A 26,203-nucleotide genomic window follows, 5' to 3' on the forward strand; every position below is an offset into this window, starting at 1 on the left:
ACAGCAGGGGCTTTTTTCGTTTTAAAACATGAAATATCTCAAACTATAAAGCGAAGAAGTTGTTATTCTTGATTAAGTCAGGTAAAATTCTCTTCAGAAACTTAGCCATTATCGCTGTTTTGTTGCTTACTTTTACTACCACAGGCAAGGTTACTTTCGCTAGCGAAGTTTCGACGGCTCCGGAACCTACAAGCACAACCACACTTTCAACTAAGGCTCCAGCGGCAGCAGAAAACTTTAGCGGCCCTAATGCTGGAGGTGTGACTTTCACTAAAAATTAGACATACTATACACCAGGAACCTACAGCGTTGGCGCGGTCGCCCAAATTTATACAGATAAAGGCCCAGCATCTTGCTTTGTAGGTCCGAGAGTAGTAGTTATTTTTTAATGATATTTTACATTTTTGAGGTGAGCATTTGAAAGTTATTGAGTTGGCAATTGTATTAAATGAGGATCCGCGCGCTGAATATTCTGATCTGGTTGCGTTGCCGTTCATTCCAAGAACAGGCGAGCTTCTTCTATGGAATAGCAAACTCTATATTGTGACAAACGTTATGTATAGTTTTGACACAAACCCGGCGGATTATAATTATGACGCAGATCCCAATAAACAAAGCACTTTTGCCCATGATATATGCTATAAAGTTTTTTTGAAGCCTACTAGATAAAAACTTGTCCTCCGACAGCCGACACGCAGCATATCCGCGAGCTGGGATCCGAGCGCCTGGCCGTACTGCTCGCCATTGCTTCGCATATGGACGAGACCGGCAGCTGCTACCCGACACAGGAGCAGATCGCGGATATGCTCGGGATCAGGCACGACGGCCAACAAGCGAATAAAACAGCGACAGTCTAGGACTTTATTTTCTCGTCCTTTGCTGTCGCTGTTTCAGTTTCTAGGGTCAGTCTAAAACTTATTTTATGAAGTCTGACGGTATGACAATTGGGAGAACCGCGTGGAACATAGCCATCGAGTCTAATACTTTATTTTCTGCTGACACTAAAGTTTCATTGGCAATTATCTAAAAAGCCGGAACGACAGCGACGCCGTATTTATCTTCGATAAATTTTTTGACATCCGGACTGGTCAGGGCTGCATCCAGCTTCTTGATCTCCTCGCGGTTCTCATCGCCTTTGCGGACAACGACTACGTTGGCATAAGGCGAATTCGCATCTTCGCGGAACAGCGCTGTCTTGGGATCAATCTTTGCCTCCAGAACGAGGTTGGTGTTGATGATGGCTCCGTCCAGATCGGGCAGCGAACGCGGAAGGGTAGCCGAATCCGCCTCGACGAACTCCAGGTTGTGCGGGTTATCCACGATATCTTTAGGAGTTGCCTCGTAAGTCGTAATACCGTCCTTCAGCTTGATCAGCCCTTGCTGCTGAAGCAGCACAAGCGCCCGGTATTCGTTGGAGGGATTGTTCGGGATGCCGATTTTCGCGCCGTGCGGGATTTCGTCCTTGCTCTTCAGCTTCTCGGAGTAGAAGCCGATCGGTTCCACATGCACTTTGGCGGTAACTACGAAATCATAGCCCTTCTCTCCTTTAACGGAATCCAGATAAGGGACGTGCTGGAAGTAGTTGGCGTCGATCTGCTTCTCCTGCAGCGCAGGATTAAGCTGTCCGTCATCATCCAGCGTCACTACCTCCAAATTGACGCCTTCTTCCTTCAGCTTCGGTTTGATAAACTCCAGAATCTCGGCATGCGGCACAGCCGACGCCCCGACCTTAATTGTCACTTCCTTCGGCGCTGCACTTTCTGCCGGGCTTGTCTGCGGAGCAGCCGCTTCCCCGTTCCCGTTCTGCGATCCGCAGCCGGCCAAGATTCCTGTCGCTACAATGACCGCCGCAAACCATAAGCTTCTTTTTCTCGCCATCCTAATCCCTGCTTTCTCTGAAAATGTATGTAAAAGAATGTACAACCGGTATATCCTCGAAGGCCCTAAGCCCTCGTCTAGAACGGGGAACCTAAACCCGGCGGCGGCAGCCTCCCTACCCGTTCTTAAAGCGCCGCCGGTCAATGGAACGGGCGATATAGTCGCCGGACCATTGCAGAATCTGGACGATCAAAATGATAAGAAGGACCGTACCAAGCAAAATATCGGTGCGGAACCGCTGATAGCCGAAGCGGATGGCCAAGCTCCCCAGTCCTCCCGCTCCGATAGCTCCGGCTACCGCCGTGAATTCGGTGATGGAGATGACAGCAATCGTCATTCCCCGGACCAGAGCGGGTAAAGCTTCGGGTATAAGCACTTGCAAGATGATGGTGAACGGCCCAGCGCCTACCGATTTGGCCGCTTCGATCTTGCCGTCCCCCACTTCGCGAAGAGCATTCTCGATGATTCGCCCCAGAAACGGCGCCGCGCCGATAGATAAAGAGACGATCGCCGCCGTCGGACCGAGCGTAGTACCCACAATCAGCCGTGATAAAGGCAGCAGCAGCACAATCAGGATAATGAACGGAATGGAACGGACGCCGTTAATTGCGGTGCTGATCACCTTGTTCACTCCGGGAGCGGCAAGAATCCCGCCCTTATCCGTAACTACCAGTGTAATCCCTAGCAGCGTGCCCAGGAGCAGCGCAAAGACCGACGACCATGCCACCATGTACAGCGTCTGCCGCAGCCCTTCCCACAGCAGACTGACTACATCTTCTCTCATCGCAGCACAGCCTCTCTTTCCTCCGACTTCGGAACTTCGAGCTGTCCGCTATTCCCGCTATTGTTGTAGAAGTCGTAAATTCCGGCGAACCGCTTGGCCGTATCGCTTTGCGGGTTATGGAACAATTGCCGGACCGGAGCGTTCTCTACGATTCGGCCCGCCTCAATTACGGCGGCATTGCCGCATATATGGCGCAGAACATCCATCTCGTGCGTGATCAGCACAACGGTAAGGCCCAGCCTGCGGTTAATATCCGCGAGCAGCTCCAGGATGGAATGGGTCGTCTGCGGATCAAGCGCCGATGTCGCTTCATCCGACAGCAGCACATCCGGTTCTCCGGCGAGCGCCCTTGCTATGCCTACCCTCTGCTTTTGTCCGCCGCTCAGTTCGGAAGGATAGCTTCCTGCCTTGCCGCCAAGCTCAACCAGGTCGAGAATTTCGCCCACCCGCCGCTCGATCTCAGGCTTCTTATAACCCGCGGCCTTCAGCGGAAAGGCGACGTTTCCAAAGACCGTCTTGGAATCAAACAGATTAAACTGTTGAAAAATCATCCCGATTTTACGGCGGGCCAGCCGCAGCTCGCGCTCCTTCAGATCGGTAATGATCGTCTCGCCAATTTGAATGCTGCCCGAATCCGGCTCCTCAAGCCGGTTCAGACAGCGGATAAGCGTAGATTTTCCGGCGCCGCTGAAGCCGATAATGCCGAATATTTCGCCTTTTTCGATATGCAGATTTATATCCGTAAGCGCCGAAACCGTCCCGCTGCGTGTCCGGTAGCTCTTGTTCAGATTCGTGACGGTTATCATGGCTGAACCTACCTTCTTTCCAAGGAATAAAAAAAATCAAGCCCTAATACGCCTAACGGCGTCATTCGGCTTGATCTCCAGTCAACTGGTCAATCAATCATAATTCCTATTAATTCAATGAGATTAATTGTTATTAATAATATAGAGTAATCATTAGATGATGTCAATCTAAAAAAGCGTACGCCCGAGTTCCCGGCGGGGAAAGATTATAATGCTCCCATATTGTATTGCCTGTCTTGTTCATTTTACTCCGTGATTTCAATTTGATTATCTTCCGGGTCGAGCACACAGCTCTCGTAATACCCGTCACCGGTTGTGCGTGGTCCGCTTATCACTTTAAAGCCTGCATCTGCAAGACGTTTTGTCAAATGATTCACGTTTTCTTTGCTTCCTGCAGAAAAAGCAAGATGAATATACCCGTTTCGTCTATAATCTTTTTCAAGCTTAACCATATTAGGATGATTCATAATTTCAAGTCTTGCACCGTCTTGAAATTTCAAAAAATATGATCTGAAATCTGTTTTTTCATTATGATATCCCTCATTTGATTCCGCCCCGAAAAATGAGATATAAAAATCCCGCATTCTTTCCAAATCTTCAACATACAAAGCAATGTGTTCGATTCTCATTTTGTTACTCCTTTACCGTAATAGCTCTGATCAGCCGCTCTGACATCAAGAGCATAAGGATTGCGAAAAACATTAAATAGATCGGATACAATCCAATACTTATATGATCGGCAATCAAACCAAAGAGCGGCGGCATAAAGGTGCTGCCCATATAAGCGCTTGCCATTTGGATACCGATAATTGCCTGCGAATTCTCCTTGCCGAAGTTTGTAGGCGTTGAGTGAATAATCGAGGGAAAAACCGGAGCGCAGCCGAGACCGATAATGACAAGCCCAAGCAAGACCGTGATATTGCTCCCGATAGGGAGTCCAACCAAGACAATGCCGAACATAATTGTTATTATTCCAAAGCGAATCAGCCGTTTATCGCCTACTTTATCGGCGATGAAGCCGCTGAGAAAGCGCCCAAAGGTTATGCCGAGGAAAAACAGAGAGGCAAATCTTGCGGCAGTTTCGGCATCAATTCCACGGTATCGGACAAGATAACTGCTTGCCCATAGCCCCGTTGTGCTTTCAAGTGCACAATATCCGAAGAAAGTGAAAAGAATGAATATAACTCCCTTAATCTTTAAGGCTTGCGACAGACTCAGAGCCGCCGCAGGCGTTTCACTGCTGTTATGGGCGATTGTTTTTCTTTTCCAAAGCGGAAGACTGAGAAAAAGTATCGCAGTCAACACAATCTGTATACCAGCTACCGAACGATAGCCGTTATTCCAACCCAATCCGCTTGTCAGGCAATAGCTCATTATGTATGGGCTAACCGCTGCTCCGACACCCCAAAAGCAGTGCAGCCAGCTCATATGCCGGGAGGCGTAGTGCAGCGCAACATAATTATTTAAGGCCGCATCAACCGCGCCTGCTCCGAGTCCGTACGGAACTGCCCACAGGCAAAGGAAAATTAAAGAGCCGGAAATTGAAAAGCCGAACAGGGCGACCGCCGTCATCATCACACTGATTGCGGTTACAAGCCCTGCACCGAGTTTTCTTGTCAGCCTGTCGGACATAAGGCTGGATACGATTGTACCGCCGGCAATAATCATGGTTACAATTCCGGCATAAGATATTGGCACATCAAACTGTTCGTACATCACAGGCCATGCAGAGCCGAGAAGCGAATCGGGCAGACCGAGACTGATAAACGCGATATATATGATTACAAGCAAAAGTGAATACATAAACCCTCCAAAACTACTCTGTTGAAATAATTCGATTGCTGATTGATAAAAAGAATTTTTGATACAATATTGTTATATAACAAAATTATATGACCATCTACCCACAATGAAGCATTATTATATAACAATCGTGTAAAAGGAGAGTTCCGATGCTGGTAAAAATAGACTTGTATGATGATAATTCCGAGTGTGTTTCGTATAATTCGCCCGATCTGCCCTTGCTTTCTAACAAAGCTAAGATATCCTATTATCCTAATTATGCGGCAACAAGCCACTGGCACGACGATATCGAGTTTATTATTATGTTGTCGGGATATATGAGCTATAATGTCAACGGAGAGGTAAATGTTCTACAAGAAGGTGATGGCGTTTTCATTAATTCGCGGCAACTTCACTTCGGATATTCGGCCGACAGAAGCGATTGCGAGTTTATATACGTTTTACTTCATCCGATTTTGCTTTGCGCAAATCAGTATATGGAGCAATCACTTGTCACACCAATAATCGCTAACAGTACATTTCCGTATAAACACCTGTCGAGTAAAATTACATGGGAAAAGGAGATTATCGATTCGGTTATCAAGATTTATGAAACGGAGCTTGGAAAAAACAAGTCCTATCCGCTAACGGTACAAAGCCTTTTTTATCGTATTTGGGCGCTCCTTTTTGAACACAACCCCAATACCTTAAAAAACGAAAAGAGAACTCACTACAAGCTTTCTTCGTTGAAAGAAATGGTTGGATATATTCAAAAGCATTACAGTAAAAAGATTACGCTTGAGGACATAGCAAATGCCGGTAAGGTTTGTAAAAGCAGTTGCTGTCGGATTTTTCAGGACTATCTACACCAAACTCCTATTGTTTATCTTACAGGGTATCGCCTAAATAAGAGCATGGAATTGCTTAGGATAACAGACATGCATATTTCGGAAATAGCTTATGTGACGGGATTTTCAGGAGCAAGCTATTTCACTGAAACATTCCGAAAAACTTTGGGATATACGCCGAGCGAGTATAGGGATAACATGAAAGGTTCTTCTTCATTTTCTTTACGGCTGCTGTCGTCAAGACCTGGTCCTTGACGTTGGCTAGCCCGCGCAAACGACAATAGCGAAACCCATGGAGCTCTTTAGCGTCCACGAAGCTTCGCTCTATCGTTTCTTTTCGTTTGCGGTACAGTTGTTTGCCGTCCCGAATCTCCTTAATTTGGCGAACGGCTACTCTACCTTCTGCAGGCCTGCAAAAACCAGCGTCGTCACATATTTCCGGGCGTCCGCCGTCAGAAGCAGCAGCTCTACGCTCTCACTCCCCGGCTCTCCTCCGTCAAACTTCACTTTGGCTCCATCCAGGGTTTCCAGCATGCCGGTAACGGTATAGCCCTGAAGCAGCAAATCGTCGATCTCCTGCTTCTCCTTGGCAAAATCATCGTATGCGGACATTAGACCACACCTCCGCCAACCTCGGCTTTGGCCGGAAGTACCGGAGCGGCTCCGAACCGTTTACGGCGCAGATACTTGCCGGAGCCCGGCTTGCCAACGAACTGCTTGTCGCGGATAACGAACTCGCCTCGGCTGAGGACGGACACCGGTTCTCCCTTGACCTCGAAGCCCTCAAACGCGTTGTAATCGACGTTCATATGATGGGTCTCGGCGGAAAGGGTCCGCTTCACGGACGGGTCGAAAATAACGACGTCGGCGTCGCTTCCGACAGCGATCGCCCCTTTTTGCGGGAACAGGCCGAACAGCTTCGCACTGGTCGTCGAAATAATGTCCACGAACTTGTTCAGCGAGATGCGGCCTTTTTCCACACCCTCGGAGTACAAAATGGTGAACCGGTCTTCAATTGTCGGCCCGCCGTTCGGTATTTTGGAGAAATCGCCAAGGCCCAGCTCCTTCTGACCCTTGAAGTTAAAAGAGCACTGGTCGGAGCCGATCGTTTGCAGACTGCCGTTCCACAAGGATTTCCACAGCACATCCTGGTTCCACTGCTCGCGCAGCGGCGGGGACCAGACGTATTTGGCCCCTTCGAAGTTCGGCTTCTCAAGCGCCGTCTGGTCAAGCACAAGATACTGCGGGCAGGTCTCGCCGTAGACGCGCAGCCCCTTCTTGCGGGCCTCCTCGATCTTCCACGCCGCTTCGGCGCAGGTCACATGCACCACATACAGCTGCGAATCGGTCAGCTCGGTCAAATAGGCGGCGCGGCCCGTGGCTTCGCCTTCAAGCTCCGGAGGCCGGGTCAGCGCATGGTAGATCGGATCGGTGTTGCCCTCGGCCAGCGCTTTGCTCACAAGATAGTCAATGACATCGCCGTTCTCGGCGTGGACCATCACGAGCGCGCCTTCTTGCTTGGCGGCCTGGAGCGTCTTGAAGAGCGTGCCGTCGTCGGACTGGAGCACATTTTTGTAAGCCATGAACACTTTAAGGGAGGTGATCCCTTCGTTCTCGATAATTTGCGGCAGCTCCGCAAGCACGGTGTCGTTCAGCTCGGACACCATCAGGTGGAAGCCGTAGTCGATCACGGCTTTGTCCTGCGATTTCTCATGCCAGGTGTTCACCGCCTGCTGGAGAGGCAGCCCCTTGCTCGTCAGGCAGAAGTCGATCACCGTCGTCGTTCCGCCATAGGCGGCGGCAATGGTGCCCGTCTCGAAGTCGTCGGCGGTTACGGTTCCGCCAAACGGCATATCCAGATGCGTATGCGGATCCACCCCGCCCGGGAAGACATAGCAGCCGGAAGCGTCTATGATCTCGGCCCCGTCTGCTTTCAAATTAAGGCCGATTTCCGTAATAATTCCGTTCTCGATCGCGACATCCCCGGTAAACGTATCCGCCGCCGTTACAATCGTCCCGTTCTTGATGAGCTTCTTCATTCTCAAAACACCTCCGCTTTGGAATAAGAACCGCTTAGACTGCCGACGACGCGCTGGCGCTCGTTCCAGGTCATCGGCGGCAGGCCGCTGTCGACCTCCACCATGTCGATAGCGCCTTCCGCCGGGCAGACGATCGAGCATAGGTTGCAGCCGACGCAGTCTTCCTCGCGCACCTTAAGAATCGCTTTACCTTCTGCATTCGTCAGCATATCGATACATTGATGCGAAGTGTCCTCGCAGGCAATATGGCATTTGTTACAGTTAATGCAGTTCTCCTCGTTGATCCGGGCCACCACTTTGTAGTTGAGGTTAAGGTCGCCCCAGTTCGAGTACTTAGACACCGATTTGCCGGTCAGTTCAGTCACGGATGCGAGGCCCTTCTCATCCAAATAATTGTTCAGGCCGTCGATCATTTCCTCCACGATCCGGAAGCCGTGATGCATAGCCGCCGTACACACCTGGATGGCGGTTGAGCCCATCAGCATAAATTCAACGACATCCTGCCAGGTGGAAATGCCGCCGATGCCGGAGATCGGAACGGTCACCTCCGGGTGGCGTGCGCATTCGGCAACCATGTTGAGCGCGATCGGCTTCACAGCCGGGCCGCAGTAGCCGCCGTGAGCGCCCTTGCCGCCGATATGGGGAATCGTGTTCCAGGTATGAATGTCCACTCCTGCGAGACTGTTGATCGTGTTGATCAAGCTGATCGCGTCGGCGCCCCCCTTAACGGCGTGGCGGGCTGTAACCGTGATGTCGGTAATGTTGGGAGTCAGCTTGACAATGACGGGGGTTGTTGCCACTTCTTTTACCCAATACGTCTGCGCTTCAACCAGATCGGGCTGCTGCCCGGATGCGGCGCCCATGCCGCGCTCCGCCATCCCGTGCGGACAGCCGAAGTTCAGCTCCAGACCGTCTACGCCGACATCCTCTACTCTTTTGACAATTTCATGCCACTTCTCCTGTTTGGGCTCGACCATCAGGGAGGCGACCACGGCGTGATTCGGGAAGCGCTTCTTGGTCTCGTAGATTTCCTTGAGGTTGACATCCAGCGGACGGTCCGTAATCAGCTCGATATTGTTGAAGCCGGCTACGCGCTGACCGTTGAAATTGACGGCGGCAAAGCGCGCGGACGTGTTGATGATCGGGTCGCCGAGCGTCTTCCATACGGCGCCGCCCCAGCCCGCTTCAAAAGCGCGCTGTACTTGATAGCCTGTATTGGTTGGCGGCGCGGAGGCCAGCCAGAACGGATTGGGCGACTTGATCCCTGCGAGATTAATGCTCAAATCTGCCATTGATAATTCCCTCCCTGAAAAATATTTTATACCGCAGAGCCGACAACGCCGTCTTGCTGCGGTGTGAATTGCTTAACAATCGCGTGAGCGGCGAGCTTGCCCTGCTGGGCCGCGGATACGACCATCGCTTCGCCTTTGCCGAAGCCGAAGACGATGTCACCAACGGCATAAATTTGCGGATCGGAGGTCCGATGGGTCTCCTCGTCGATCTTCACGACGCCCCATTCATGGTCCAGGCCGAGATGCTCGATCAGGCCGGTATGGCGCTTCTGCCCGATGGCCAGCACAACTGCTTCTACCGGCATAATGAATTCGGAGCCTTCCACCGGCACCGGCTTAAGTCTGCCGTCGCTGCCAGCCTCGCCGCTCAGCTTCATCGTTACACATTCAAGGCCCGTCACCTTACCGAGCTCGTCGCCGATAATGCGCTTAGGCAGCGTCAGCCAGCTGAACTCGACGCCTTCCTGCTTGGCGAATTCATACTCGAAGTCGTAGGCTGTCATCTCCTCGCGGGTGCGGCGGTAGACCATCTTCACATTGGCCGCGCCAAGCCGTACGGAGCAGGTTGCGGCGTCAATCGCCGTGTTGCCCGCGCCGATAATGGCAACGCGCTGTCCCATCAGCTGCACATCGGACACGCCCGTCTTCGTCGATTCCACCAGCTTGATCGCGTCGTACACGCCTTCCAGCTCCTCGCCAGGGATGCCCAGCTCGGGCACGTAACCCATACCAGCAGCAAGCACGATCGCGTCATATTCCGCCTTCAGCTCATCCACCGTTACATCAATCCCTACCTTTACGCCTGTGCGGATGTCCACGCCAAGCTTCTCGACCTGCTCCACTTCCCACAGGGAGACGGACTGCGGCAGACGGAAGGATACGATGCCATGTGTGTCCAATCCTCCGGCCAGTTCCCTCGCTTCGTAGATCACGACGGAGAAGCCTTCGCGGGCCAGCTCTCTGGCAGCCGACAATCCGGCCGGGCCGCCGCCGATCACGGCAACCTTTTTCCCGCTCGGAGCACCCGCCTTGAACAGCTTCACGTCATTATTCATTGCCCAATCGGTCGCATAGCGCTGGAGGAGGCCGATCTGGATCGGCTCAGAAGCGTCGTTCAGGACGCAGGCTCCTTCGCACAGCTCTTCGGTCGGACAGACGCGCGAGCAGCTTGCGCCTACCGGGTTGGATTCCATTATCGTATGCGCGGCGCCCCGCAGGTTGTCCGTGGCAATACGCTTAATAAAGGAGGGAATGTTAATGCCCGTCGGGCAAGCCTTGATACAAGGAGCGTCGTAGCAGTAAAGACAGCGGTTGGATTCTTCGGCAGCGCCCTTGCGGGTAAGCCCCGGTTCGGCCTCAGCGAAATTTCGCATGAACATGTCAGGTGAAAATGCAGTCAACGGTGAAGCGTGTTCCATCAGTTATCCCTCCTAGATGTATGTTACATAATATAACACAATTACGATTTTTGCCTTATAATTCTACATACTTCGACAGATTTATATAGTAAAATAAGCTGTATCCCTTTTAAAACAAGCTTATCTCTGCCTATTTAGGTTAGTTATTCTAACATTTATATTCACACTATAGTCAATTCATTTTTTCGTTACATTAGACATAATGTCTAATTTCAAAAGTGTATTTTTTACGTGAGGGAACTAGGCTCAAAATGGACTTCGGTACAAGAAAAATATACGGCGTCTGCCAAGACGAGGAGGATGACTATGGACTGGGAACTTGTGTTTACGATTCGGGAAGCGCTGAAAAGACCGCTGTTTGCCGACGCCAAAGTCGTCGGAGGAAGCTCGGGCCAGGGCCGGGCGATCCGCTGGGTGCATGTGCTGGAAAGCTCCAGCATCGAGAGCCTGATTCACGGACAGGAAATGATACTCACAACAGGCATCGGGATGAGCGCCGATCTCCCCGCCTCACTTGAGTTTCTGGAGTACCTGATCCACAAGAACGCCGCTTGCCTGTGCATCGAGCTGGGGACTTATTTCAACACCGTACCAGAAGAGCTGGTCTCCCTGGCGGATCAGCATGATTTTCCACTTATTGTCTTCAACCGCACGGTTCGGTTCGTCGACATTACGCTTGATCTGCATTCACTTATTATCAACCGCCATCACCGCATGCTCGGGGAGCTGGAGAGCATCTCCCGCGAGTTCCACCGGCTGACGCTGACCTCGCAGGGAACGGTAAAGGTGCTGCAGCTGCTGTCCAGAAGCACGCGCACGCAAATTCTCTACATGCAGCTCCAAGGCAAGCCGCAGTTCTTCCCTTCGCTGCCGCCGGAAGAGCAGGAGCCTCTGCTGCGCTTCTTCTCGGCTTTTTATGAAGAAATGGAAGGAATTCACCAACCGGACGCAGCCCCGAGCTTCCGCGAATTCGGCGGCAAGACGGTCGTGCTCAAGCCGGTCGGCGCTCTGGACCAGACATGGGCCTACATTCTGATGATATGCCCCCATAAACCGCAGGAGTTCGATTGTCTGCTGCTTGACTCCGCCTCGCTGTCCATCGCCCAGGAGCTGCTGCGCACACGCTACATGGAGGAGCGCAAGCTTTTTTCCGAAAATTTGTGGGTCGACGAATTGATCAACGGGCGCATTGACGATGAAAACCGGCTCAAGAGCTTGATCGGACCGGATTTCGGCGTTGTCAACGAGCTTGCTTACCGTGTATGTCTGATCGAGATCGAAAATCCCCGAAACGTAAAATGGAACAGCTCGGAAAATGAATGGGAGTCGATTACGTTTCACCTTTCACTTGTCCTGCGTTCCATTTTCGAGAAATATTCGCTCCGGCCGCTCATTACGCTAAAGAACAACCGCCTGACCGTCATTGCGCTGGACATTCAGTCCAAGGTACCCGGGCGGACCCGGCTGCAGCAGGCGCTGGAAGCCCTGCAGAATATCCGCTCCGACGAGAAGCTGAAGGATCTTCAGCTCGTCATCGGCGTCGGCAAATCGCATACTCAGCTTAAAAATGCTCCAACCGGCTACCGGGAAGCGGTGCAGGCGCTGTCGCTCTACCCCTGCCACCAGAAGCCGACCCTGTTCTACGAAGAGCTTGGCGTCTTCCAGCTGCTGCTGAGCCTGAACGACGGCAAGACGCTGCAGAACTTTATCCGCACCTATCTCGGTCCGCTGATCGACCATGACCAGCAGAAGGGCAGCGAGCTGCTGCTGACGCTGCGGGTCTATCTGGATCATGACGGGTCGAAGCAGATCGCGGCGCGGAAGCTGTTCATCGTCAGACAATCGCTGTACTACCGTCTGGACAAAATTACAGAGCTGCTCGGCGAGGACTTTATGTCGCCGGAGAACCGCATATCCATTCAGGTCGCGCTGCGGGCCTATCAGTTCCTGTACCCGGAGAAGCTTACTTTGCCCAGTTCCCGTTCAGTACCTCTGTGAACGTGTCCAGGATGAACTGGATGTCCTCGTCGGTTGAGGCGAGCGGCGGGGCGAAGGTCAGTACGTTATTGTAACCCGCTACCGTATCGCCGTTCTTGCCGATAATCAGACCCTTGGCCTTGCAATCGGCGATGATACCCTTCACCGTATCCAGCGGAGCCGGCTCCTTGGTCGTCTTATCCGCCACAAGCTCGACGCCGGTGATCAGGCCGAAGCTGCGGACATCGCCGACCAGCTTGTGCTCCAGCAGCCCGGACAGTCCGGCGCTCAGCCGCTTGCCGAGAAGATCGCCGCGTTCGACGAGGTTCTCCTGCTCCATGATTTCCAGATTCCGCAGCCCCAGGGCGCAGGCGGCCGGATTGCCGCCGAACGTATTGATATGCCGGAAGTAGCCGTAGTCGTCGCTGTTATCCTTGAAGACCTCGTAAATCTCCTTGCGGACGGCGGTCGCCGACAGCGGAAGATAAGCGCTGGTCAGCCCTTTGGCCATCGTCACGATATCCGGCTTCACGCCGAAGTTGTGGTGGCCGAATTTACGCCCCGACCGGCCGAAGCCGCAGATGACTTCGTCGATAATGAGCAGCACGCCGTGTTTCTTGCAGATTTCCTGCACGCGGTCCATATAGACCTGATGCGGCACAATGACGCCGCCGCCGGTAATCACCGGCTCCATGATAACGGCCGCTACCGTCTCTGCGCCCTCCCAGACAATGGTGTCCTCAATCTGCTGGGCCATCAAGAGGTTGAATTCCTCTACGGACTGCCCAGCGGGACGGCGGTAGCTGTCGGGCGGCGCCACATGCAGGAAGCCCCCGCTGAGCGGTTCGTATTTGTATTTGCGCTGGGCCTGACCTGTCGCGGACAGGGCGCCGAAGGAGTTGCCGTGATAGCCCCGGTAACGGGCAATGAACTTGTGCCGGTAATGCTGTCCGCTCTGCTGGTGGTACTGCCGCACCATTTTAAAGGCGGCTTCATTCGCTTCCGATCCGCTGTTGGAGAAGAAGATCACATACTCATCTCCCAGCCATTCGTTCAGCTTCTCCGCCAGCAGAATGGCCGGCATATGGCTCTGCGTCAGCGGAAAATAAGGCAGGCTGAGCAGTTGATTATATGCGGCTTCCGCCAGTTCCTTACGTCCGTAGCCCACATTAACGCACCACAGGCCCGACATGCCGTCCAGATATTTCTTTCCGTCGATATCGGTAACCCAGGAACCGCTGGCGGACGCGGCGATCATCGGCGGATTGGCTTCGCTGTAAGGCGAAATGTGATGCCACAGATACTTCCGGTCTTTGCTGATTGCAAGTTCGCTCTCTATCCCCGTTTCGAGCATTGCACTTATCCCCTCTCCATGGCCCGCGCGGCTTTAGTAGCGGGCTGTAATCATTTTTTTGCGTGTATAGAACTCTACGCCGTCGCGTCCGTTCGCATGCAGGTCCCCGTAGAACGATTTCTTGTAGCCCGAGAACGGGAAGAACGCCATTGGCGCGGGTACGCCCAAATTGACCCCCAGCATGCCTGCGTCGATCTCTTCGCGGAATTCGCGGATGGCCTTGGCGCTGTCAGTATAGATGCAGGCGCCGTTGGCGAACGGCGACTGATTGGTAACGGAGATCGCCTCCGCCAGATCCTTCACGCGAACGACGGCCAGCACCGGTGCAAAAATCTCATCCCGCCAAATCGTCATCCCCGGCTTCACATGATCAAATATCGTCGGGCCGATGAAATAGCCCGCTCCTTCAGTCGCGGCGTCTTTCCGGCCGTCCCGGACAAGCGTCGCCTGCTCCCGCTCCCCGGTTTCAATATACGACACGGTCCTTTCCTTGTTGGACCTCCGGATAACCGGCCCCAGGAACACCCCGGCGTCCAGGCCGCTGCCGATTTTGAGATTGTCGGCAGCAGCCTGGAGGCGCGTAACCAGCTCGTCGGCGATCTCTTCATGAACAACTACAACCGAGCAGGCCATGCAGCGCTCGCCGGCGGAGCCGAAGGCGGCGGAGGTGATGTTCTTGACCGCATTATCCATGTCGGCATCCGGCAGAACGATCGAGTGATTCTTCGCTCCGGCCAGCGCCTGAACCCTTTTGCCATGCGCGCTTCCGTTCTTGTAGACGTATTCCGCGACCGGCTGGGAGCCGACAAAGGATATCGCCTTGATGTCCTCATGCTCCAGCATTCCGTTAACGACCTCATGCGCCCCATGAACAACATTCAGCACGCCGGGCGGGAACCCCGCTTCCATGAACAGCTCGGCGAGACGGCCCACAAGAAGCGGCGTCCGCTCTGACGGCTTCAGCACGAATGTATTGCCGCAGGCAATCGCCAGCGGGAACATCCAGCACGGGACCATCATCGGGAAATTGAACGGCGCAATCCCGCCCACAACGCCGAGCGGATAGCGGTACATTCCCGACTCGATGCCTGTGGCAATGTCCGGCAGCTGGCTGCCCATCATCAAGGTGGGAGCGCCTGCGGCAAATTCGACGCATTCGATGCCGCGCTGAACCTCTCCGCGCGCTTCTTCAAGGCTCTTGCCATTCTCCAGCGTGATCAGTTCAGCAAGCTCTTCCGCATGCTTCAGCAGCAGCTGCTGGTATTCGAAGAAGTAACGGGCCCGGCGGGGCACAGCAACCTTTTTCCAGTTGTAAAACGCCGCCTTTGCCGCAGCAACCGCGGCATCCAGCTCCTCACGGCTGGACAGCGGTACATAAGCGATCACTTCCTCCGTTGCCGGATTGAATACTTCTTCCTCCCGCCCGGAAGACGACTCCACCCATTGCCCGTTGATAAAATTTCTCACTTTCTCAGTCTGTCTGACCAGCAGAGACATGCAAGGCACCTCTTTTTCCATAAAATTACCCCCGATAACCGGAGCTTGGCGCTTCAACGCTATCCATTGACATGACGGCTCTGAAAAAAACCGCCTCCGCAAAATCAGATCCGCTTCAGGCAAGGCGGGCTGTCAGGAATTTCGCGGAGGCTCCAGGATCAAGCCCAGAGGGGCTTATCCTGCGGATTGCATTATTTTGAAGCCATGTCCATAATTTCGTTCGTGTACGCCTCGGACAGATTGGCCTCTTTCTTGATTACACCGAACTTAAAGGCGATGTCTGCGGTTTGCTTGAATGCGGCTTCGTCCGTGTAGCCCAGCTTGGAGATGTCGAAGCCTTCCGGTTGAATCAGCTTGGCGACTTCCTCCATCATTTTCAGCTGATGCTCTTTCGTTGTGCTGCCGGCTTCCGCTTGTTCCATCACAATATCGACTGCCGCCGCCGGATCGGCGATGGCATCCTTCCAGCCTTTAAGCGAAGCGCGGACGAATTTCGCCGCCGTCTCTTTATTGGCTGCCAGCCATTCCTTGTTGGCGAACAGATTGTCTTCCAGCATGGCGACGCCCTCGTCGTTCATGTCGATGACATTCAGATCTTCGGCTTTGACGCCCGACTCAAGCACAACCTGATATTCGTTGTACGTCATCGCGGAAGCCGCGTCCAGCTCACCGCCGAGGAATTGGTCCATGGTAAAGCCTTGTTTCGTAAATTTGATATCCTTGTTCGAATCGAGCTTGTATTTGTCGAACAGCGCCAGCAGCTCGAACTCGTTGCCGCCCATCCAGTTGCCGACCCGTTTGCCTTTTAGATCAGCCGGGCTGTTGATATTCGCCGATTTCTTGGAGACCAGCACAAGACCGCTCTTTTGGTAAATTTGAGCGATTTGCACCAGCGGCATTTCCTGCTCCTGGCTCGTCAGCAAGCTCGCTACCCAATCGACGCCGATGTCAGCCGATCCGCCCGCAACCTGCTGCTCAGGCACGATATCCGGTCCGCCAGGCAGGATTTGAACGTCCAGACCTTCGTCCTTGTAGTAGCCTTTGCTGAGCGCGACGTAGTACCCGGCAAATTGAGCCTGCGGCACCCATTTCAACTGCAGCTTAACCGGAACAAGGTCCGCTGAAGGCGCCGTGCTTGCTGCCGGAGCAGCCGAGCTTCCTGTGGAAGCAGTTGGCTCACTTCCCGAAGAACTATTGTTGCCTCCACAGCCTGCAAGAATCGACAATACCAACGCCATTACCGCCAATAACAGCACACCGCGAAATTTTCTGTTTTTTACGCTCATCAAACGAATTCCCCCCGCTGAAAATTTTGAATAGATTTGAGAAAATGATTTCTGGAACAATGTGGCTACCTCATGATGCGCTGTATGCAAACGGCCGGTCCCGATTCCTCAGGGGTAAGCCTAGCGGCCGATTGTACCGTTTATTCCTTTGCCTATGAAGCCCGCCGCGAAGGATGCCAGCGAATGAACACCTTCTCCAGCCTTTCCACCACCAGGTAAAAAATGACGCCGGCAACCGCCGCAAGCACGATGCATGACCAGCCGAGCGGCATTTTGGCGACCTTAATGGAGTTGGACAGCAGATAACCGAGCCCTCTCGAGGAGAAAAAGAATTCGCCGACAATCGCCCCGATCATGCTTGCCGTCGCGTTGATTTTCAGCGCGGTGAACACATAGGGCAGGCTGTTCTTGATCCGCAGGTGGCGGAACACCGCAGATTTGGGCGCGGCGTACGAATGCATCAGATCCAGCGCCAGCGGATCGATTGCCGCCATTCCTTTATAGGCGTTGATCGCCATCGCGGCCATCGTCGTCGCCGTTACAATGGCGATGCGGGAGCCCAGCCCATCGCCGAACCACAGGTTCATGATCGGCGCAAGCGCCACGATGGGAACGGCGTTCAGCGCGGCTACCAGCGTCAGGCTGCCGCTGCCCCATCTTGGCCAGGCCGTGGCGGCCAGGGCAATGATGAAACCAAGCGCCGAGCCGACAAGCATGCCTAGCACCGCTTCAGTGAGCGTATATCCCGTATAGGACAGCAGCAGGCTGATATTATCGCCCATCGCCTTCGCAATCGCCGACGGCAGCGGAAGCTGGTATTTCTTCAAATCAAATATCTTATGGATGACCTGCAGCTCCCACAGCGCCAGAAACAGGACGCCCGCGAGCACAGGAAGGATGACGCGAAAGATCGCGGCTTTCCGCGCACGGCGGCGCGGCTTGCCGTTCTGCGCGGGGGCCGCCGAAGGCGGCGGAGCCGGTTTAGCCGTCATAGCGGCTTGCGGACGGCTTCCATCCTCTTGGCTGCGAGCAGCAACCAGCGCTGCTTCACCAACTGTGTTGCCTTCCATCAGCGGCTGCCCCCTTTCGGACGGAATTCAGGCTGCCAAGGAGCAACAAGCCGCTCGATCAGGCTCATGAGCCCATAGCTGGCCATGCCGAGAAATGCACCGACCAGAATGGTCGACCAGAACATGTAAGTATGCGAAGGACCGTAATACAGATTGCGCAGCATAATGACGCCGATTCCATGCTGCGCGCCCATCAGCTCGACGAGAATCGCGCCGGTAACCGCAAGCGGAGCAGCGATCTTCAGTCCGCTGAACAGGCCGGGAAGGGCGGCGGGAAGCCGAAGCTTCCAATAGACGGCCCAAGGTTTGGCCGCGTAAGAATGCATCAGCTCGAGAGCCGAGAGATTGACGCTTCTGAGTCCCCGCAGCATATTGAGCGATACAGGGAAGAACGTAATATAACCCGAGATAATGATCCGCGAAATCTGCTCGTCGCGGACGATGCCGTAGATGATCGGGGCGAGGCCCAGGATCGGAATCATCTGTGATGCCACTGCGTAGGGGAAGGTAAGCTGCTCAATCGTCTTCGATACGCTCATCAGCACCGCGAGCAGCACCCCTGCGGCGGCGCCGAGCAGGAAGCCGATGGCGGCGTTCCCGAAGGTCGCGGCCCCCTCTTTCAGCAGTGTGCCTGCGTACTGAAAGAGCGTCGCAACCAGCTCATGCACATAGGGCAGCTTCGATTGGGCCAGCGGCGTATGCACTACATTCAGCAGCACCCACGAAAGGGCCTCCCAGACAATCAGCAGCCCTGCTACCCAGACAAACAGAGGCAGGAACCGCCCTTTGGCCAGCATGCTGTTTCCTTTCATAAATTACACTCCCTCGAAGCTGTCGCGAATGCCTGCGATCAGATCAAAAAATTCCGGACTGTTTCTCATCTCGGCCGTCCGCGGACGCGGCAGAGGAATATCAACTACCGCCGACAGGCGGCCCGGATGCGGGGACAGTACGAAGACCCGGTCAGACAGGAAGATGGATTCGGGAATGCTGTGAGTAACGAATACAACCGTGTTGCCTACCTTGCTCCACACGGATAACAGCTCTTCATTTAGACGCTCGCGTGTGAATTCATCGAGGGCCGAGAACGGCTCATCCATCAGCAGGATTTCCGGTTCCATCGACAACGCCCGGGCGATGGCCACCCGCTGCTGCATCCCTCCGCTCAGCTGCCAAGGGTATTTGTCGGCGAAGCCCTTCAGGCCGACAAGCTCCAGCAGCTCCAGCGCCTTCTCGTCGCGGCGGGCTTTCTTGACGCCCATTAGCTCCAGCGGTAGCGTGATATTGTCCTTCACCTTGCGCCAGTCGTACAGCACGGGGCTTTGAAAGACGATGCCGTATTTCTGGGCGAGCCGCGCCTCCTTGGCGCTCTTGCCGGCGACCGTTACCCGGCCTCCCGTCGGCTCGATCAAATCGGCCATCAGCCGAAGCAGCGTTGTCTTGCCGCAGCCGGACGGGCCAAGCAAAGAGACAAATTCTCCCTTGGCGATATCCAGGCTCACCTGATGCAGCGCCAGAACTTCCGCCGTATCCGTCTGATAGCGCATCTCCACATTTTCCAATTCAATTTCAGGAACCTTTGCCGCAATAAGTGACATCGATATTCCCCCCATTCCCGAATTATTTGTATAAATGGCATGTAAGTTAACACCATATTGATATTTACGGAAAAGTCACATCGTCCATGTAGCTTTAACTAACATGTTACACTGTGCTCTTGCCCCTCACACTAGACAAAAAGTAAAATAGCTTTGAGGAATTTCCGTCATTTTGTCCAGCACGTCAGTTTGAGTAACACGATTTCACTTTTTCGAGGCTGATCAAGCCCGCAGCCGGGCTTTAGCCCCCTCTTTTTTGTTTTTCACCTGCTGTATTCAGTTTAAATAGAAGGTATCCGGGTACTACCCGCATTCATTTGTGTTAAGAATAGGAGGAGATCGCCTGTGATCAAGGTCGGTTTGACGGGATTTGGCGACCATGATGAACTGTATGGAAAGATTAAACCCGCAGACCGTTTGTCCGCATACAGCGCACATTTTTCCATCGTGGAGATCGACAGCTCCTTTTACGCCGTGCAGCCGGTTAAAAATTACATCAACTGGGTAAATCAGACCCCCGATGATTTCGGTTTTATTGTCAAAGCCTATCAGGGTATGACCGGGCATCTGCGGGACAAAAAGAATTACTTCGATACCGCCGAAGACATGTTTCGGGCGTTTCATACCTCCATTGAACCCGTCATAGAGGCGGGCAAACTGACGATGACGCTTTTCCAGTTCCCGCCCTGGTTTAACTGCACGAAAGAAAACGTGGATGTGCTGCGGGAGACGAAAGAAAGGATGCTGGATGTGCCCTGCGCGCTCGAATTCCGCAACTCCACCTGGTACAGCCCGGAATACCAGGAGCGGACGCTGGCTTTTATGAAAAAAGAAGGCTGGATTCATACGGTGGTTGACGAGCCTCAGGCCGGAATCGGCTCCATTCCGATCGTGTCCGTGGCAACTTCGCCGGAAGCAACTTATGTGCGGATGCATGGGCGAAACGCCCAAGCCTGGCATCAAAGCAGCCATCCCGAATGGCGCAAGCTGCGCTATTTGTACCGCTACAGCACGGAAGAACTGACAGAATGGCTGGGCCGGCTGAAAGAATTGGAGAAGGACTCTAAGAATGTGTATGTCGTCTTCAACAACAATTCGGCGGGCGATGCCACGCCTAACGCTAAAGAGCTTCAGGCTCTCCTTGGCGGAGAAGACAGCGGACTGGCGCCGCTGCAGCTTGACCTATTTGACCATCCGTCATGATTTGCATATATTAACTACGTCTATGCCGGATCAAACATTCAGGAGGCCGATCATGATGAAACGCAATCATACGATGATGCAGTTTTTTGAATGGCATGTGGCAGCCGACGGCCAGCACTGGAAGCGTCTGGCAAGGCTGGCGCCGGAGCTGAAAGCGGCGGGAATCGACTCCGTCTGGATTCCTCCGGTGACGAAGGGCCAATCTGCCGAGGACACCGGATATGGGATATACGATCTGTACGATCTTGGGGAATTCGATCAAAAAGGCACCGTCCGGACGAAGTACGGCACGAAGCAGGAGCTGATCGACGCGATTGCGGAATGTATGCGGCACGGTATTGCGGTCTATGTGGATGTGGTCATGAACCACAAGGCCGGCGCGGATGAAACGGAGGCGTTCAAGGTCGTTGAGGTTGATCCGGCCAACCGCCTAAAGGTCATATCGGGGCCGTTCGAAATCGAAGGCTGGACGAAGTTCACGTTCCCGGGACGCGGCGATGAGTATTCCTCGTTCAAATGGAATTTCGAGCATTTTAATGGTACGGACTATGACGCCAGGAAAGGACGGACCGGCATCTTCAAGATTATCGGCGAGAACAAGGATTGGAACCGCAATGTGGACGATGAGTTCGGAAATTACGATTATCTGATGTTCGCCAATATTGATTACTGCCAACCTGTCGTCCGCTCCGAAATGCTGGAATGGGGAAAATGGCTCGTCGATACGCTTCAGTGCAGCGGCTACCGCCTGGATGCGATCAAGCATATCAACTATGATTTCATCAGGGAATTCGCGGCGGAAATGACCCGCAAGCGCGGAGAGGACTTCTATATTGTCGGCGAATTCTGGAACCCGGATGTGGAGGCCTGCCGCCAGTTTCTGGATACGGTCGATTATCAGATCGACCTGTTCGATGTGGCGCTCCACTACAAATTCCAGGCCGCTTCGCTGGGCGGCAGGAACTTCGACCTGACGACTATTTTCCATGACACGCTGGTGCAGACGCATCCCACCAATGCCGTCACTTTTGTCGATAACCATGATTCCCAGCCCCATGAATCGCTGGAGTCCTGGGTCGGCGACTGGTTCAAGCCCAGCGCGTATGCGCTGATCCTGCTCAGGCTGGATGGCTATCCGGTCGTATTCTACGGCGACTATTACGGCATCGGCGGACCGTCGCCGATTAACGGCAAACGCAAAGCGATTGACCGGCTGCTGTACGCCCGCTACCACAAAGCCTACGGGGAGCAGAACGATTACTTCGACCATCCGAATACCATCGGGTGGGTTCGACGGGGTGTGGATGAAATTCCGGGCTCGGGCTGCGCGGTCGTCGTATCGGGCGGAGACGACGGCGAGAAGCGCATGTTCGTCGGAACGAAGCGCGCCGGAGAGTCCTGGACCGATCTGACGCTGAACCGGGACGACACGGTAGTGATCGGGAGGGACGGATGGGCCGTTTTTCCGGTAAATAGCGGCAGTGTGTCCGTATGGGCGCTGCCGGTGGAGCAGCCGGACGGAGACGAAAGCGCCTTGGAAAATACCCTTGAGACGGATACGACGGCAGAAGCGGCAGCCGGGGAGAAATAAGCAACAGAGGTTAGATGTGAAGAGCTCCGGCAGAGGGGAGCTCTTTTTTATTGAATTCGATTATCAATGCAGAAATATCGAACTCCGCTTGGAGTGTAGGCCGTTCAGGAAGCAGACATACGTGTGAAAAACGGAAAGCCCCGCTGTCCGCGCAGGATGCATGCGGACAGCGGGGCTATTTGTTATAAGTGCGTGATATACTTCATTTGTGGCTTAGGACAAGCCTTATTCGTGCGCGCTCTCGCCAACCCAATCCGAGCTTCTTTTGCCGACAATCCGTTCGATCGGATAGACTCTCCATACGGCGGTGACAACCGAAGCGCATAAAGCGGCCTTGAGGAAGTCTCCCGGCAGGAACGGCAGCATGCCCGCAGTCAGCGCTTTGGTCAGCGTGTCCAAGCTGGGAATGGAGTGAGCCAGCCAGGCTACACCGGTCGGATAGACAAGCAGGGAGCCGAACAGGAAGTTCACCCCGAGCAGCTTGCCGAAGGTGAATTTGCCCTGCGACATCCGCTCTGCGGACCATCCGATCAGGAAAGCCGCAAACGGCCAAGTGATGATGTAACCGGCGGTCGGTCCGACCAGGACGGACATTCCTCCTCTTCCCGCCATTACGGGAAACCCGGCGGCGCAAAGGCCAATGACGATCAGGACAGCGAGCGCTCCATATCTGGCGCCCAGTACGGAACCAGCCAGCATGACAGCCAGCGTCTGCAGGGTAATCGGCACCGTTGAGAACGGAAGCGATACTTTCATCGAGCTTAACGCGATCATCACACCTGCAAAGAGCGCGCTGAAAATAAGTCCGCGCAAGGACCATCTGTTCATGAGTTGATTATTCCTCTCCATTTTTTTAAATTAATATAACATCTCACGTCAAATACATCAATCCGTCAATCCGTTAATCCGTTAATTTGTTATAATCGATAACGCAAGTGTGAGACACTCTCTACGAAAGCGAGCGTAAATATGATTCATGCCAATCAATTGACCCTGTCGCTGCGGGACGGCCAGCAAAGCCTGACGGTGCTTCAGGATATTCATATACATATCAAAAAAGGGGAATGGGTCGCGCTGACGGGCGCCAACGGCAGCGGCAAATCCAGCCTTGTCCGGACCTTCAACGGTCTGCTCATCCCATCCGGCGGCAGCCTGACGGCGGCCGGGCTGGATTTGCGGTCGGCCGCAAACCGCAGTGCCGTCAAGCAAAGCATTCAGCTCGTCTTCCAGAGCCCGGAAGCCCAAACCATCGGCTCGACGCCGGAGGAAGACGTAGCCTTCGGCCTAGAGAACCGGGGAATTCCCCGGGAAGAGATGAAGGCGCGGACGCTGCACGCGCTGCGGCAGACGGGCCTCGGGCATAAAGCCGCTGTTCCCGTATCGGACCTGTCGGGTGGAGAGCGGCAGCGCCTGGCGATCGCCTGCTGCCTTGCGCTGGAGGCGGAGATGATTATCTTTGACGAGGCGACCTCCATGCTGGACCCGGTCTCGCGCAAAGAGATTTTCGCGTTCAGCCGAGAGCTGTGGCGGCGGGGAGTAACCGTGCTGTGGGTCACGCAGCGGATGGAGGAACTGGCGGCCGGGGAACGCGTAGCCGTTATGGACAAGGGGCGGCTGGTGTACGACGGCGATCCGCGTACGCTGTTTTACCGCTCCGGGCTGCCTGCCGCGCTACGCTGGGAAGATCCCCCCGTCATCGGCATTGGCCGAATGATGCAGGATAACGGCTGGCCGGCTGAGCTTCTGCCGCTTACGGAGCAGGAACTGGAGGAAGCGCTATGGCGGTACAGTTAACCGGGGTGTTCTACCATTACGGCCAATCCCCCGCCCTAAGCAATATCGATCTGCTGATTCCGGAGGGCGGCGTTACGGTTCTGTGCGGAGTAACGGGCAGCGGCAAATCGACGCTGCTGCGGCTGCTGTCCGGACTCGCGAAGCCTACTTCGGGCAGTATTGACTATCCGCCGGAAAGCTCTGCCGCCTCCGTCTCCATCGTCTTCCAGCAGCCGGAGAGCCAACTCTTCGCAGGAAGCGTCAGACAGGATGTCGAGTACGGCCTGGAGCAGCGTGATGTTCCGGAGCCCCGGCGAAGCGAGGCGGCGGCCCGGGCGATGGAGCAGGCCGGACTCGATCCTAAGCGATACGGCCAGCGGTCGCCGTTCCTGCTGAGCGGCGGCGAGAAGCGGCGGGTCTGCATCGCAGGCGCCATCGCCCCGCTGCCAAGGCTCCTGCTGCTGGACGAGCCGACGGCCGGGCTTGATCCCCCCGCCGCCCGCGCGCTGCTGGATACCGTCAAGGAATTGAAACAGGGCGGCTATACCATTGTGATCGCCACCCATGACCTGGACAGCTTCTTCCCCTTGGCGGATCAGGTCGCGGTCCTGTCGCACGGGGCCTTGCGGTACAGCGGCCCGGCCCCCGGCTTATGGACCAAGGCCCGCGTGCTCGAAGACGCGGGCCTGGAACCTCCGGCCTACATCCGGATCGGCCGGATGCTTATGCGCCAAGGCAGGCTGGACGCCCTGCCCGCCAGCGCCGGGGAACTGCTGGCCAGGCTGGACAAGCGCAGCCTGGTGTACCGCGGGAGCGGCGCCGCTTCCTCTCCCGGCGCCGGGGAATGGCCTTCTGCGGACAAGGACAGCCTTGCCTTGTCCGCAGAAGGCGGGCCCTTGCCGGCGGACGGCGGACCGCCGGCAGAGGGCATGCCGCCGCCGGCGAATGACGGCCGCCCGGCAAGGAGCGGAGGGCGCCGCGTTTCAGGCGACGGCAGCGCGGCGCAGTCTCCGGTGAGCGGAGCCGCCGCCGATGCAGGCGCCCGCCCTGCGGCAGATGCAGCCGCCTTGAAGTTCCGCAGCGGATCGGTCTTGCAACTGCTCGACCCCCGTGTAAAGTGGCTGACGATGATATTGTGGTCGCTGGTGATTCTGCAAATAAAGGGAGCCTTGCCGCTGGCGCTTGCCGCGCTGATGATCGGCGGACTGATAGCCGCTGCGGGCATTCCCCGGAAACGGACAATCTGGTTCTATCGGCCGTTCCTGCCGATGTTTCTGTTCCTGTGGCTGCTGTCCGCCTTTTCTTGGCGCGGCACGGATACGGGGATGCCCTTCCAATTCTCCGCCGAAGGAGCCTTAATAGGCGGTCTGTCCGTTCTTCGGCTGGGGCTGCTCATCTCGCTCGGCTTCCTGTTCACGGAGACGACATCGGGAGCGCCGCTGCGCGAAGGGCTGGAGTGGGCCATCAAGCCGCTGGGCAAACTGGGCGTCAGAACGCGGAATTGGTCGCTCGCCGTTTCCGTTACTCTACAGTTCATCCCCTGGGTTCTAGGGAAAATTTCATCACTGCAGCTGGCGCTCGCCTCCCGGGGAAACCGAAAGCGTGGACGGATGCGCTGGACGCCAAAGCAGATTTCATTGATGGCCGTCCCTCTGCTCCTCCAAGTGATCGGCATGGGCGATGAACTGGCCACCGCCATCGAAGCCCGGGGTTATGACCCGTCGAAGCCGCGCACGCCCTGGCTTGTTCTGAGCTGGCGGCGGCGGGATACGGCGGCGGTGCTTATCGCCATGCTCTCGGCGGCGCTGCTGTGGTGGGCCTCGGCCTAGCCCGAAGCTCCTTGAGAGCTGCGACCGGCAATATCGGAGAGAGAGGCAAGCCGATGCTCCAGTTTTTCCACGGGGTCATGGAGGCCATGTTGGAAGAAGATGGCGGCACCAGTTAGAATCGTCAACTCTCCGCGCTAATTTTGAGCCCGCGCTGATGCGTACATAAATAAGCATAAGC

General features: G+C 54.9%; 24 protein-coding genes and 1 pseudogene. 8 read left to right on the forward strand and 17 right to left on the reverse strand.

What is annotated here, in order from left to right:
* Positions 1-417 precede the first annotated feature (417 nt).
* Both VK70_RS20900 and VK70_RS29375 read left to right on the forward strand, forming a co-directional pair.
* Entirely contained in the window at positions 418-669 is a 252-nt protein-coding gene (locus VK70_RS20900; protein WP_025693781.1) for a hypothetical protein, read from the forward strand.
* A 41-nt stretch (positions 670-710) separates the two neighbouring features.
* Entirely contained in the window at positions 711-857 is a 147-nt protein-coding gene (locus VK70_RS29375) for a helix-turn-helix domain-containing protein (protein ID WP_411431710.1), read from the forward strand.
* 166 nt (positions 858-1,023) lie between these two features.
* Here VK70_RS29375 and VK70_RS20905 read toward each other — a convergent pair whose 3' ends face one another.
* From VK70_RS20905 to VK70_RS20925, 5 genes are all read right to left on the reverse strand, one after another.
* Positions 1,024-1,878 (reverse strand): MetQ/NlpA family ABC transporter substrate-binding protein, encoded by an 855-nt coding sequence (locus VK70_RS20905; protein WP_025693780.1) that lies wholly within the window; start codon positions 1,876-1,878, stop codon positions 1,024-1,026.
* A 115-nt stretch (positions 1,879-1,993) separates the two neighbouring features.
* Entirely contained in the window at positions 1,994-2,662 is a 669-nt protein-coding gene (locus VK70_RS20910; RefSeq protein WP_025693779.1) for a methionine ABC transporter permease, read from the reverse strand.
* Positions 2,659-3,468, reverse strand: coding sequence for a methionine ABC transporter ATP-binding protein (locus tag VK70_RS20915; RefSeq protein WP_046723716.1), 810 nt, complete (start codon positions 3,466-3,468; stop codon positions 2,659-2,661). The genes VK70_RS20910 and VK70_RS20915 overlap by 4 nt, the downstream gene beginning before the upstream one ends.
* Before the next feature lie 245 nt (positions 3,469-3,713).
* Complete coding sequence (locus VK70_RS20920) at positions 3,714-4,097, reverse strand: VOC family protein (protein ID WP_025698995.1); 384 nt, start codon at positions 4,095-4,097, stop codon at positions 3,714-3,716.
* Between the two features lie 4 nt (positions 4,098-4,101).
* The gene (locus tag VK70_RS20925; RefSeq protein ID WP_025698994.1) at positions 4,102-5,271 is read right to left on the reverse strand and encodes an MFS transporter; all 1,170 of its coding nucleotides are present in this window, start codon (positions 5,269-5,271) and stop codon (positions 4,102-4,104) included.
* Positions 5,272-5,420: 149 nt separating this feature from the next.
* Between VK70_RS20925 and VK70_RS20930 the strand changes: the two genes are divergently transcribed.
* Positions 5,421-6,353 carry an AraC family transcriptional regulator gene (locus tag VK70_RS20930; protein ID WP_051505197.1) on the forward strand — a complete coding sequence of 311 codons (933 nt, stop codon included), beginning with the start codon at positions 5,421-5,423 and terminating at the stop codon, positions 6,351-6,353.
* On the opposite strand, the pseudogene VK70_RS29050 reads toward VK70_RS20930, so the two are convergent.
* The 5 genes and pseudogenes from VK70_RS29050 to VK70_RS20950 form a co-directional block, all read right to left on the reverse strand.
* Positions 6,307-6,459: pseudogene (locus VK70_RS29050) on the reverse strand (transposase); the annotation flags it as partial. The gene VK70_RS20930 and the pseudogene VK70_RS29050 overlap by 47 nt on opposite strands.
* A gap of 29 nt (positions 6,460-6,488) precedes the next feature.
* Complete coding sequence (locus VK70_RS20935; protein ID WP_025698991.1) at positions 6,489-6,710, reverse strand: hypothetical protein; 222 nt, start codon at positions 6,708-6,710, stop codon at positions 6,489-6,491.
* Positions 6,710-8,137 (reverse strand): dihydropyrimidinase, encoded by a 1,428-nt coding sequence (hydA, locus tag VK70_RS20940; RefSeq protein ID WP_025698989.1) that lies wholly within the window; start codon positions 8,135-8,137, stop codon positions 6,710-6,712. The genes VK70_RS20935 and hydA overlap by 1 nt, the downstream gene beginning before the upstream one ends.
* Before the next feature lie 2 nt (positions 8,138-8,139).
* Positions 8,140-9,429 (reverse strand): NAD-dependent dihydropyrimidine dehydrogenase subunit PreA, encoded by a 1,290-nt coding sequence (preA, locus tag VK70_RS20945; protein ID WP_046723717.1) that lies wholly within the window; start codon positions 9,427-9,429, stop codon positions 8,140-8,142.
* A gap of 26 nt (positions 9,430-9,455) precedes the next feature.
* Positions 9,456-10,847: an NAD(P)-dependent oxidoreductase gene (locus tag VK70_RS20950; RefSeq protein ID WP_025694562.1), complete on the reverse strand. Its 1,392-nt coding sequence runs from the start codon at positions 10,845-10,847 to the stop codon at positions 9,456-9,458.
* 306 nt (positions 10,848-11,153) lie between these two features.
* Here VK70_RS20950 and VK70_RS20955 point away from each other — a divergent pair, with 306 nt between their 5' ends.
* Positions 11,154-12,845 (forward strand): PucR family transcriptional regulator, encoded by a 1,692-nt coding sequence (locus VK70_RS20955; protein WP_025694563.1) that lies wholly within the window; start codon positions 11,154-11,156, stop codon positions 12,843-12,845.
* Here VK70_RS20955 and VK70_RS20960 read toward each other — a convergent pair.
* The 6 genes from VK70_RS20960 to VK70_RS20985 all read right to left on the reverse strand — a co-directional run bounded on the left by VK70_RS20960 (position 12,811) and on the right by VK70_RS20985 (position 19,629).
* Entirely contained in the window at positions 12,811-14,178 is a 1,368-nt protein-coding gene (locus tag VK70_RS20960; protein WP_025694564.1) for an aspartate aminotransferase family protein, read from the reverse strand. The genes VK70_RS20955 and VK70_RS20960 overlap by 35 nt on opposite strands.
* A gap of 33 nt (positions 14,179-14,211) precedes the next feature.
* On the reverse strand, positions 14,212-15,675 hold the full coding sequence (locus VK70_RS20965) for a CoA-acylating methylmalonate-semialdehyde dehydrogenase (protein ID WP_025694565.1): 1,464 nt from the start codon (positions 15,673-15,675) through the stop codon (positions 14,212-14,214).
* A gap of 191 nt (positions 15,676-15,866) precedes the next feature.
* On the reverse strand, positions 15,867-16,961 hold the full coding sequence (locus tag VK70_RS20970) for an ABC transporter substrate-binding protein (protein WP_025694566.1): 1,095 nt from the start codon (positions 16,959-16,961) through the stop codon (positions 15,867-15,869).
* 152 nt (positions 16,962-17,113) lie between these two features.
* A complete protein-coding gene (locus VK70_RS20975; protein WP_052756023.1) occupies positions 17,114-18,031 on the reverse strand; it encodes an ABC transporter permease in 918 nt (305 codons plus the stop codon).
* Positions 18,031-18,843 (reverse strand): ABC transporter permease, encoded by an 813-nt coding sequence (locus VK70_RS20980; RefSeq protein WP_046723719.1) that lies wholly within the window; start codon positions 18,841-18,843, stop codon positions 18,031-18,033. Before VK70_RS20980 ends, VK70_RS20975 begins: the two co-directional genes overlap by 1 nt.
* A gap of 3 nt (positions 18,844-18,846) precedes the next feature.
* Positions 18,847-19,629, reverse strand: coding sequence for an ABC transporter ATP-binding protein (locus VK70_RS20985; protein WP_025694102.1), 783 nt, complete (start codon positions 19,627-19,629; stop codon positions 18,847-18,849).
* 345 nt (positions 19,630-19,974) lie between these two features.
* On the opposite strand from VK70_RS20985, the gene VK70_RS20990 reads away from it, so the two are divergent.
* Together VK70_RS20990 and VK70_RS20995 are read left to right on the forward strand one after the other, a co-directional pair.
* The gene (locus tag VK70_RS20990; RefSeq protein ID WP_025694103.1) at positions 19,975-20,832 is read left to right on the forward strand and encodes a DUF72 domain-containing protein; all 858 of its coding nucleotides are present in this window, start codon (positions 19,975-19,977) and stop codon (positions 20,830-20,832) included.
* 55 nt (positions 20,833-20,887) lie between these two features.
* Complete coding sequence (locus tag VK70_RS20995) at positions 20,888-22,423, forward strand: alpha-amylase (RefSeq protein WP_025694104.1); 1,536 nt, start codon at positions 20,888-20,890, stop codon at positions 22,421-22,423.
* A gap of 225 nt (positions 22,424-22,648) precedes the next feature.
* Here the strand turns inward: VK70_RS20995 and VK70_RS21000 are convergent, their stop codons facing one another.
* Positions 22,649-23,251 carry a biotin transporter BioY gene (locus VK70_RS21000; RefSeq protein WP_025694105.1) on the reverse strand — a complete coding sequence of 201 codons (603 nt, stop codon included), beginning with the start codon at positions 23,249-23,251 and terminating at the stop codon, positions 22,649-22,651.
* 141 nt (positions 23,252-23,392) lie between these two features.
* On the opposite strand from VK70_RS21000, the gene VK70_RS21005 reads away from it, so the two are divergent.
* Together VK70_RS21005 and VK70_RS26725 are read left to right on the forward strand one after the other, a co-directional pair.
* Positions 23,393-24,217, forward strand: a complete 825-nt coding sequence (locus VK70_RS21005) for an ATP-binding cassette domain-containing protein (RefSeq protein ID WP_046723721.1) — start codon at positions 23,393-23,395, stop codon at positions 24,215-24,217.
* Entirely contained in the window at positions 24,202-26,025 is a 1,824-nt protein-coding gene (locus tag VK70_RS26725; RefSeq protein WP_052756024.1) for an ATP-binding cassette domain-containing protein, read from the forward strand. Before VK70_RS21005 ends, VK70_RS26725 begins: the two co-directional genes overlap by 16 nt.
* The last annotated feature ends 178 nt before the right edge of the window (positions 26,026-26,203 follow it).

The sequence above is a fragment of the Paenibacillus durus ATCC 35681 genome (genome assembly GCF_000993825.1).
GTDB lineage: Bacteria > Bacillota > Bacilli > Paenibacillales > Paenibacillaceae > Paenibacillus_AQ > Paenibacillus_AQ durus_B.

Bases quoted from the DNA above. Each gene is read 5' to 3' on its own strand.
- VK70_RS20905 (WP_025693780.1), bottom strand. From the start codon at position 1,878: ATGGCGAGAAAAAGAAGCTTATGGTTTGCGGCGGTCATTGTAGCGACA.
- VK70_RS20910 (WP_025693779.1), bottom strand. From the start codon at position 2,662: ATGAGAGAAGATGTAGTCAGTCTGCTGTGGGAAGGGCTGCGGCAGACG.
- VK70_RS20915 (WP_046723716.1), bottom strand. From the start codon at position 3,468: ATGATAACCGTCACGAATCTGAACAAGAGCTACCGGACACGCAGCGGG.
- VK70_RS20920 (WP_025698995.1), bottom strand. From the start codon at position 4,097: ATGAGAATCGAACACATTGCTTTGTATGTTGAAGATTTGGAAAGAATG.
- VK70_RS20925 (WP_025698994.1), bottom strand. From the start codon at position 5,271: ATGTATTCACTTTTGCTTGTAATCATATATATCGCGTTTATCAGTCTC.
- VK70_RS20930 (WP_051505197.1), top strand. From the start codon at position 5,421: ATGCTGGTAAAAATAGACTTGTATGATGATAATTCCGAGTGTGTTTCG.
- VK70_RS20935 (WP_025698991.1), bottom strand. From the start codon at position 6,710: ATGTCCGCATACGATGATTTTGCCAAGGAGAAGCAGGAGATCGACGAT.
- hydA (WP_025698989.1), bottom strand. From the start codon at position 8,137: ATGAAGAAGCTCATCAAGAACGGGACGATTGTAACGGCGGCGGATACG.
- preA (WP_046723717.1), bottom strand. From the start codon at position 9,429: ATGGCAGATTTGAGCATTAATCTCGCAGGGATCAAGTCGCCCAATCCG.
- VK70_RS20950 (WP_025694562.1), bottom strand. From the start codon at position 10,847: ATGGAACACGCTTCACCGTTGACTGCATTTTCACCTGACATGTTCATG.
- VK70_RS20955 (WP_025694563.1), top strand. From the start codon at position 11,154: ATGGACTGGGAACTTGTGTTTACGATTCGGGAAGCGCTGAAAAGACCG.
- VK70_RS20960 (WP_025694564.1), bottom strand. From the start codon at position 14,178: ATGCTCGAAACGGGGATAGAGAGCGAACTTGCAATCAGCAAAGACCGG.
- VK70_RS20965 (WP_025694565.1), bottom strand. From the start codon at position 15,675: ATGTCTCTGCTGGTCAGACAGACTGAGAAAGTGAGAAATTTTATCAAC.
- VK70_RS20970 (WP_025694566.1), bottom strand. From the start codon at position 16,961: ATGAGCGTAAAAAACAGAAAATTTCGCGGTGTGCTGTTATTGGCGGTA.
- VK70_RS20975 (WP_052756023.1), bottom strand. From the start codon at position 18,031: ATGGAAGGCAACACAGTTGGTGAAGCAGCGCTGGTTGCTGCTCGCAGC.
- VK70_RS20980 (WP_046723719.1), bottom strand. From the start codon at position 18,843: ATGAAAGGAAACAGCATGCTGGCCAAAGGGCGGTTCCTGCCTCTGTTT.
- VK70_RS20985 (WP_025694102.1), bottom strand. From the start codon at position 19,629: ATGTCACTTATTGCGGCAAAGGTTCCTGAAATTGAATTGGAAAATGTG.
- VK70_RS20995 (WP_025694104.1), top strand. From the start codon at position 20,888: ATGAAACGCAATCATACGATGATGCAGTTTTTTGAATGGCATGTGGCA.
- VK70_RS21000 (WP_025694105.1), bottom strand. From the start codon at position 23,251: ATGAACAGATGGTCCTTGCGCGGACTTATTTTCAGCGCGCTCTTTGCA.
- VK70_RS21005 (WP_046723721.1), top strand. From the start codon at position 23,393: ATGATTCATGCCAATCAATTGACCCTGTCGCTGCGGGACGGCCAGCAA.
- VK70_RS26725 (WP_052756024.1), top strand. From the start codon at position 24,202: ATGGCGGTACAGTTAACCGGGGTGTTCTACCATTACGGCCAATCCCCC.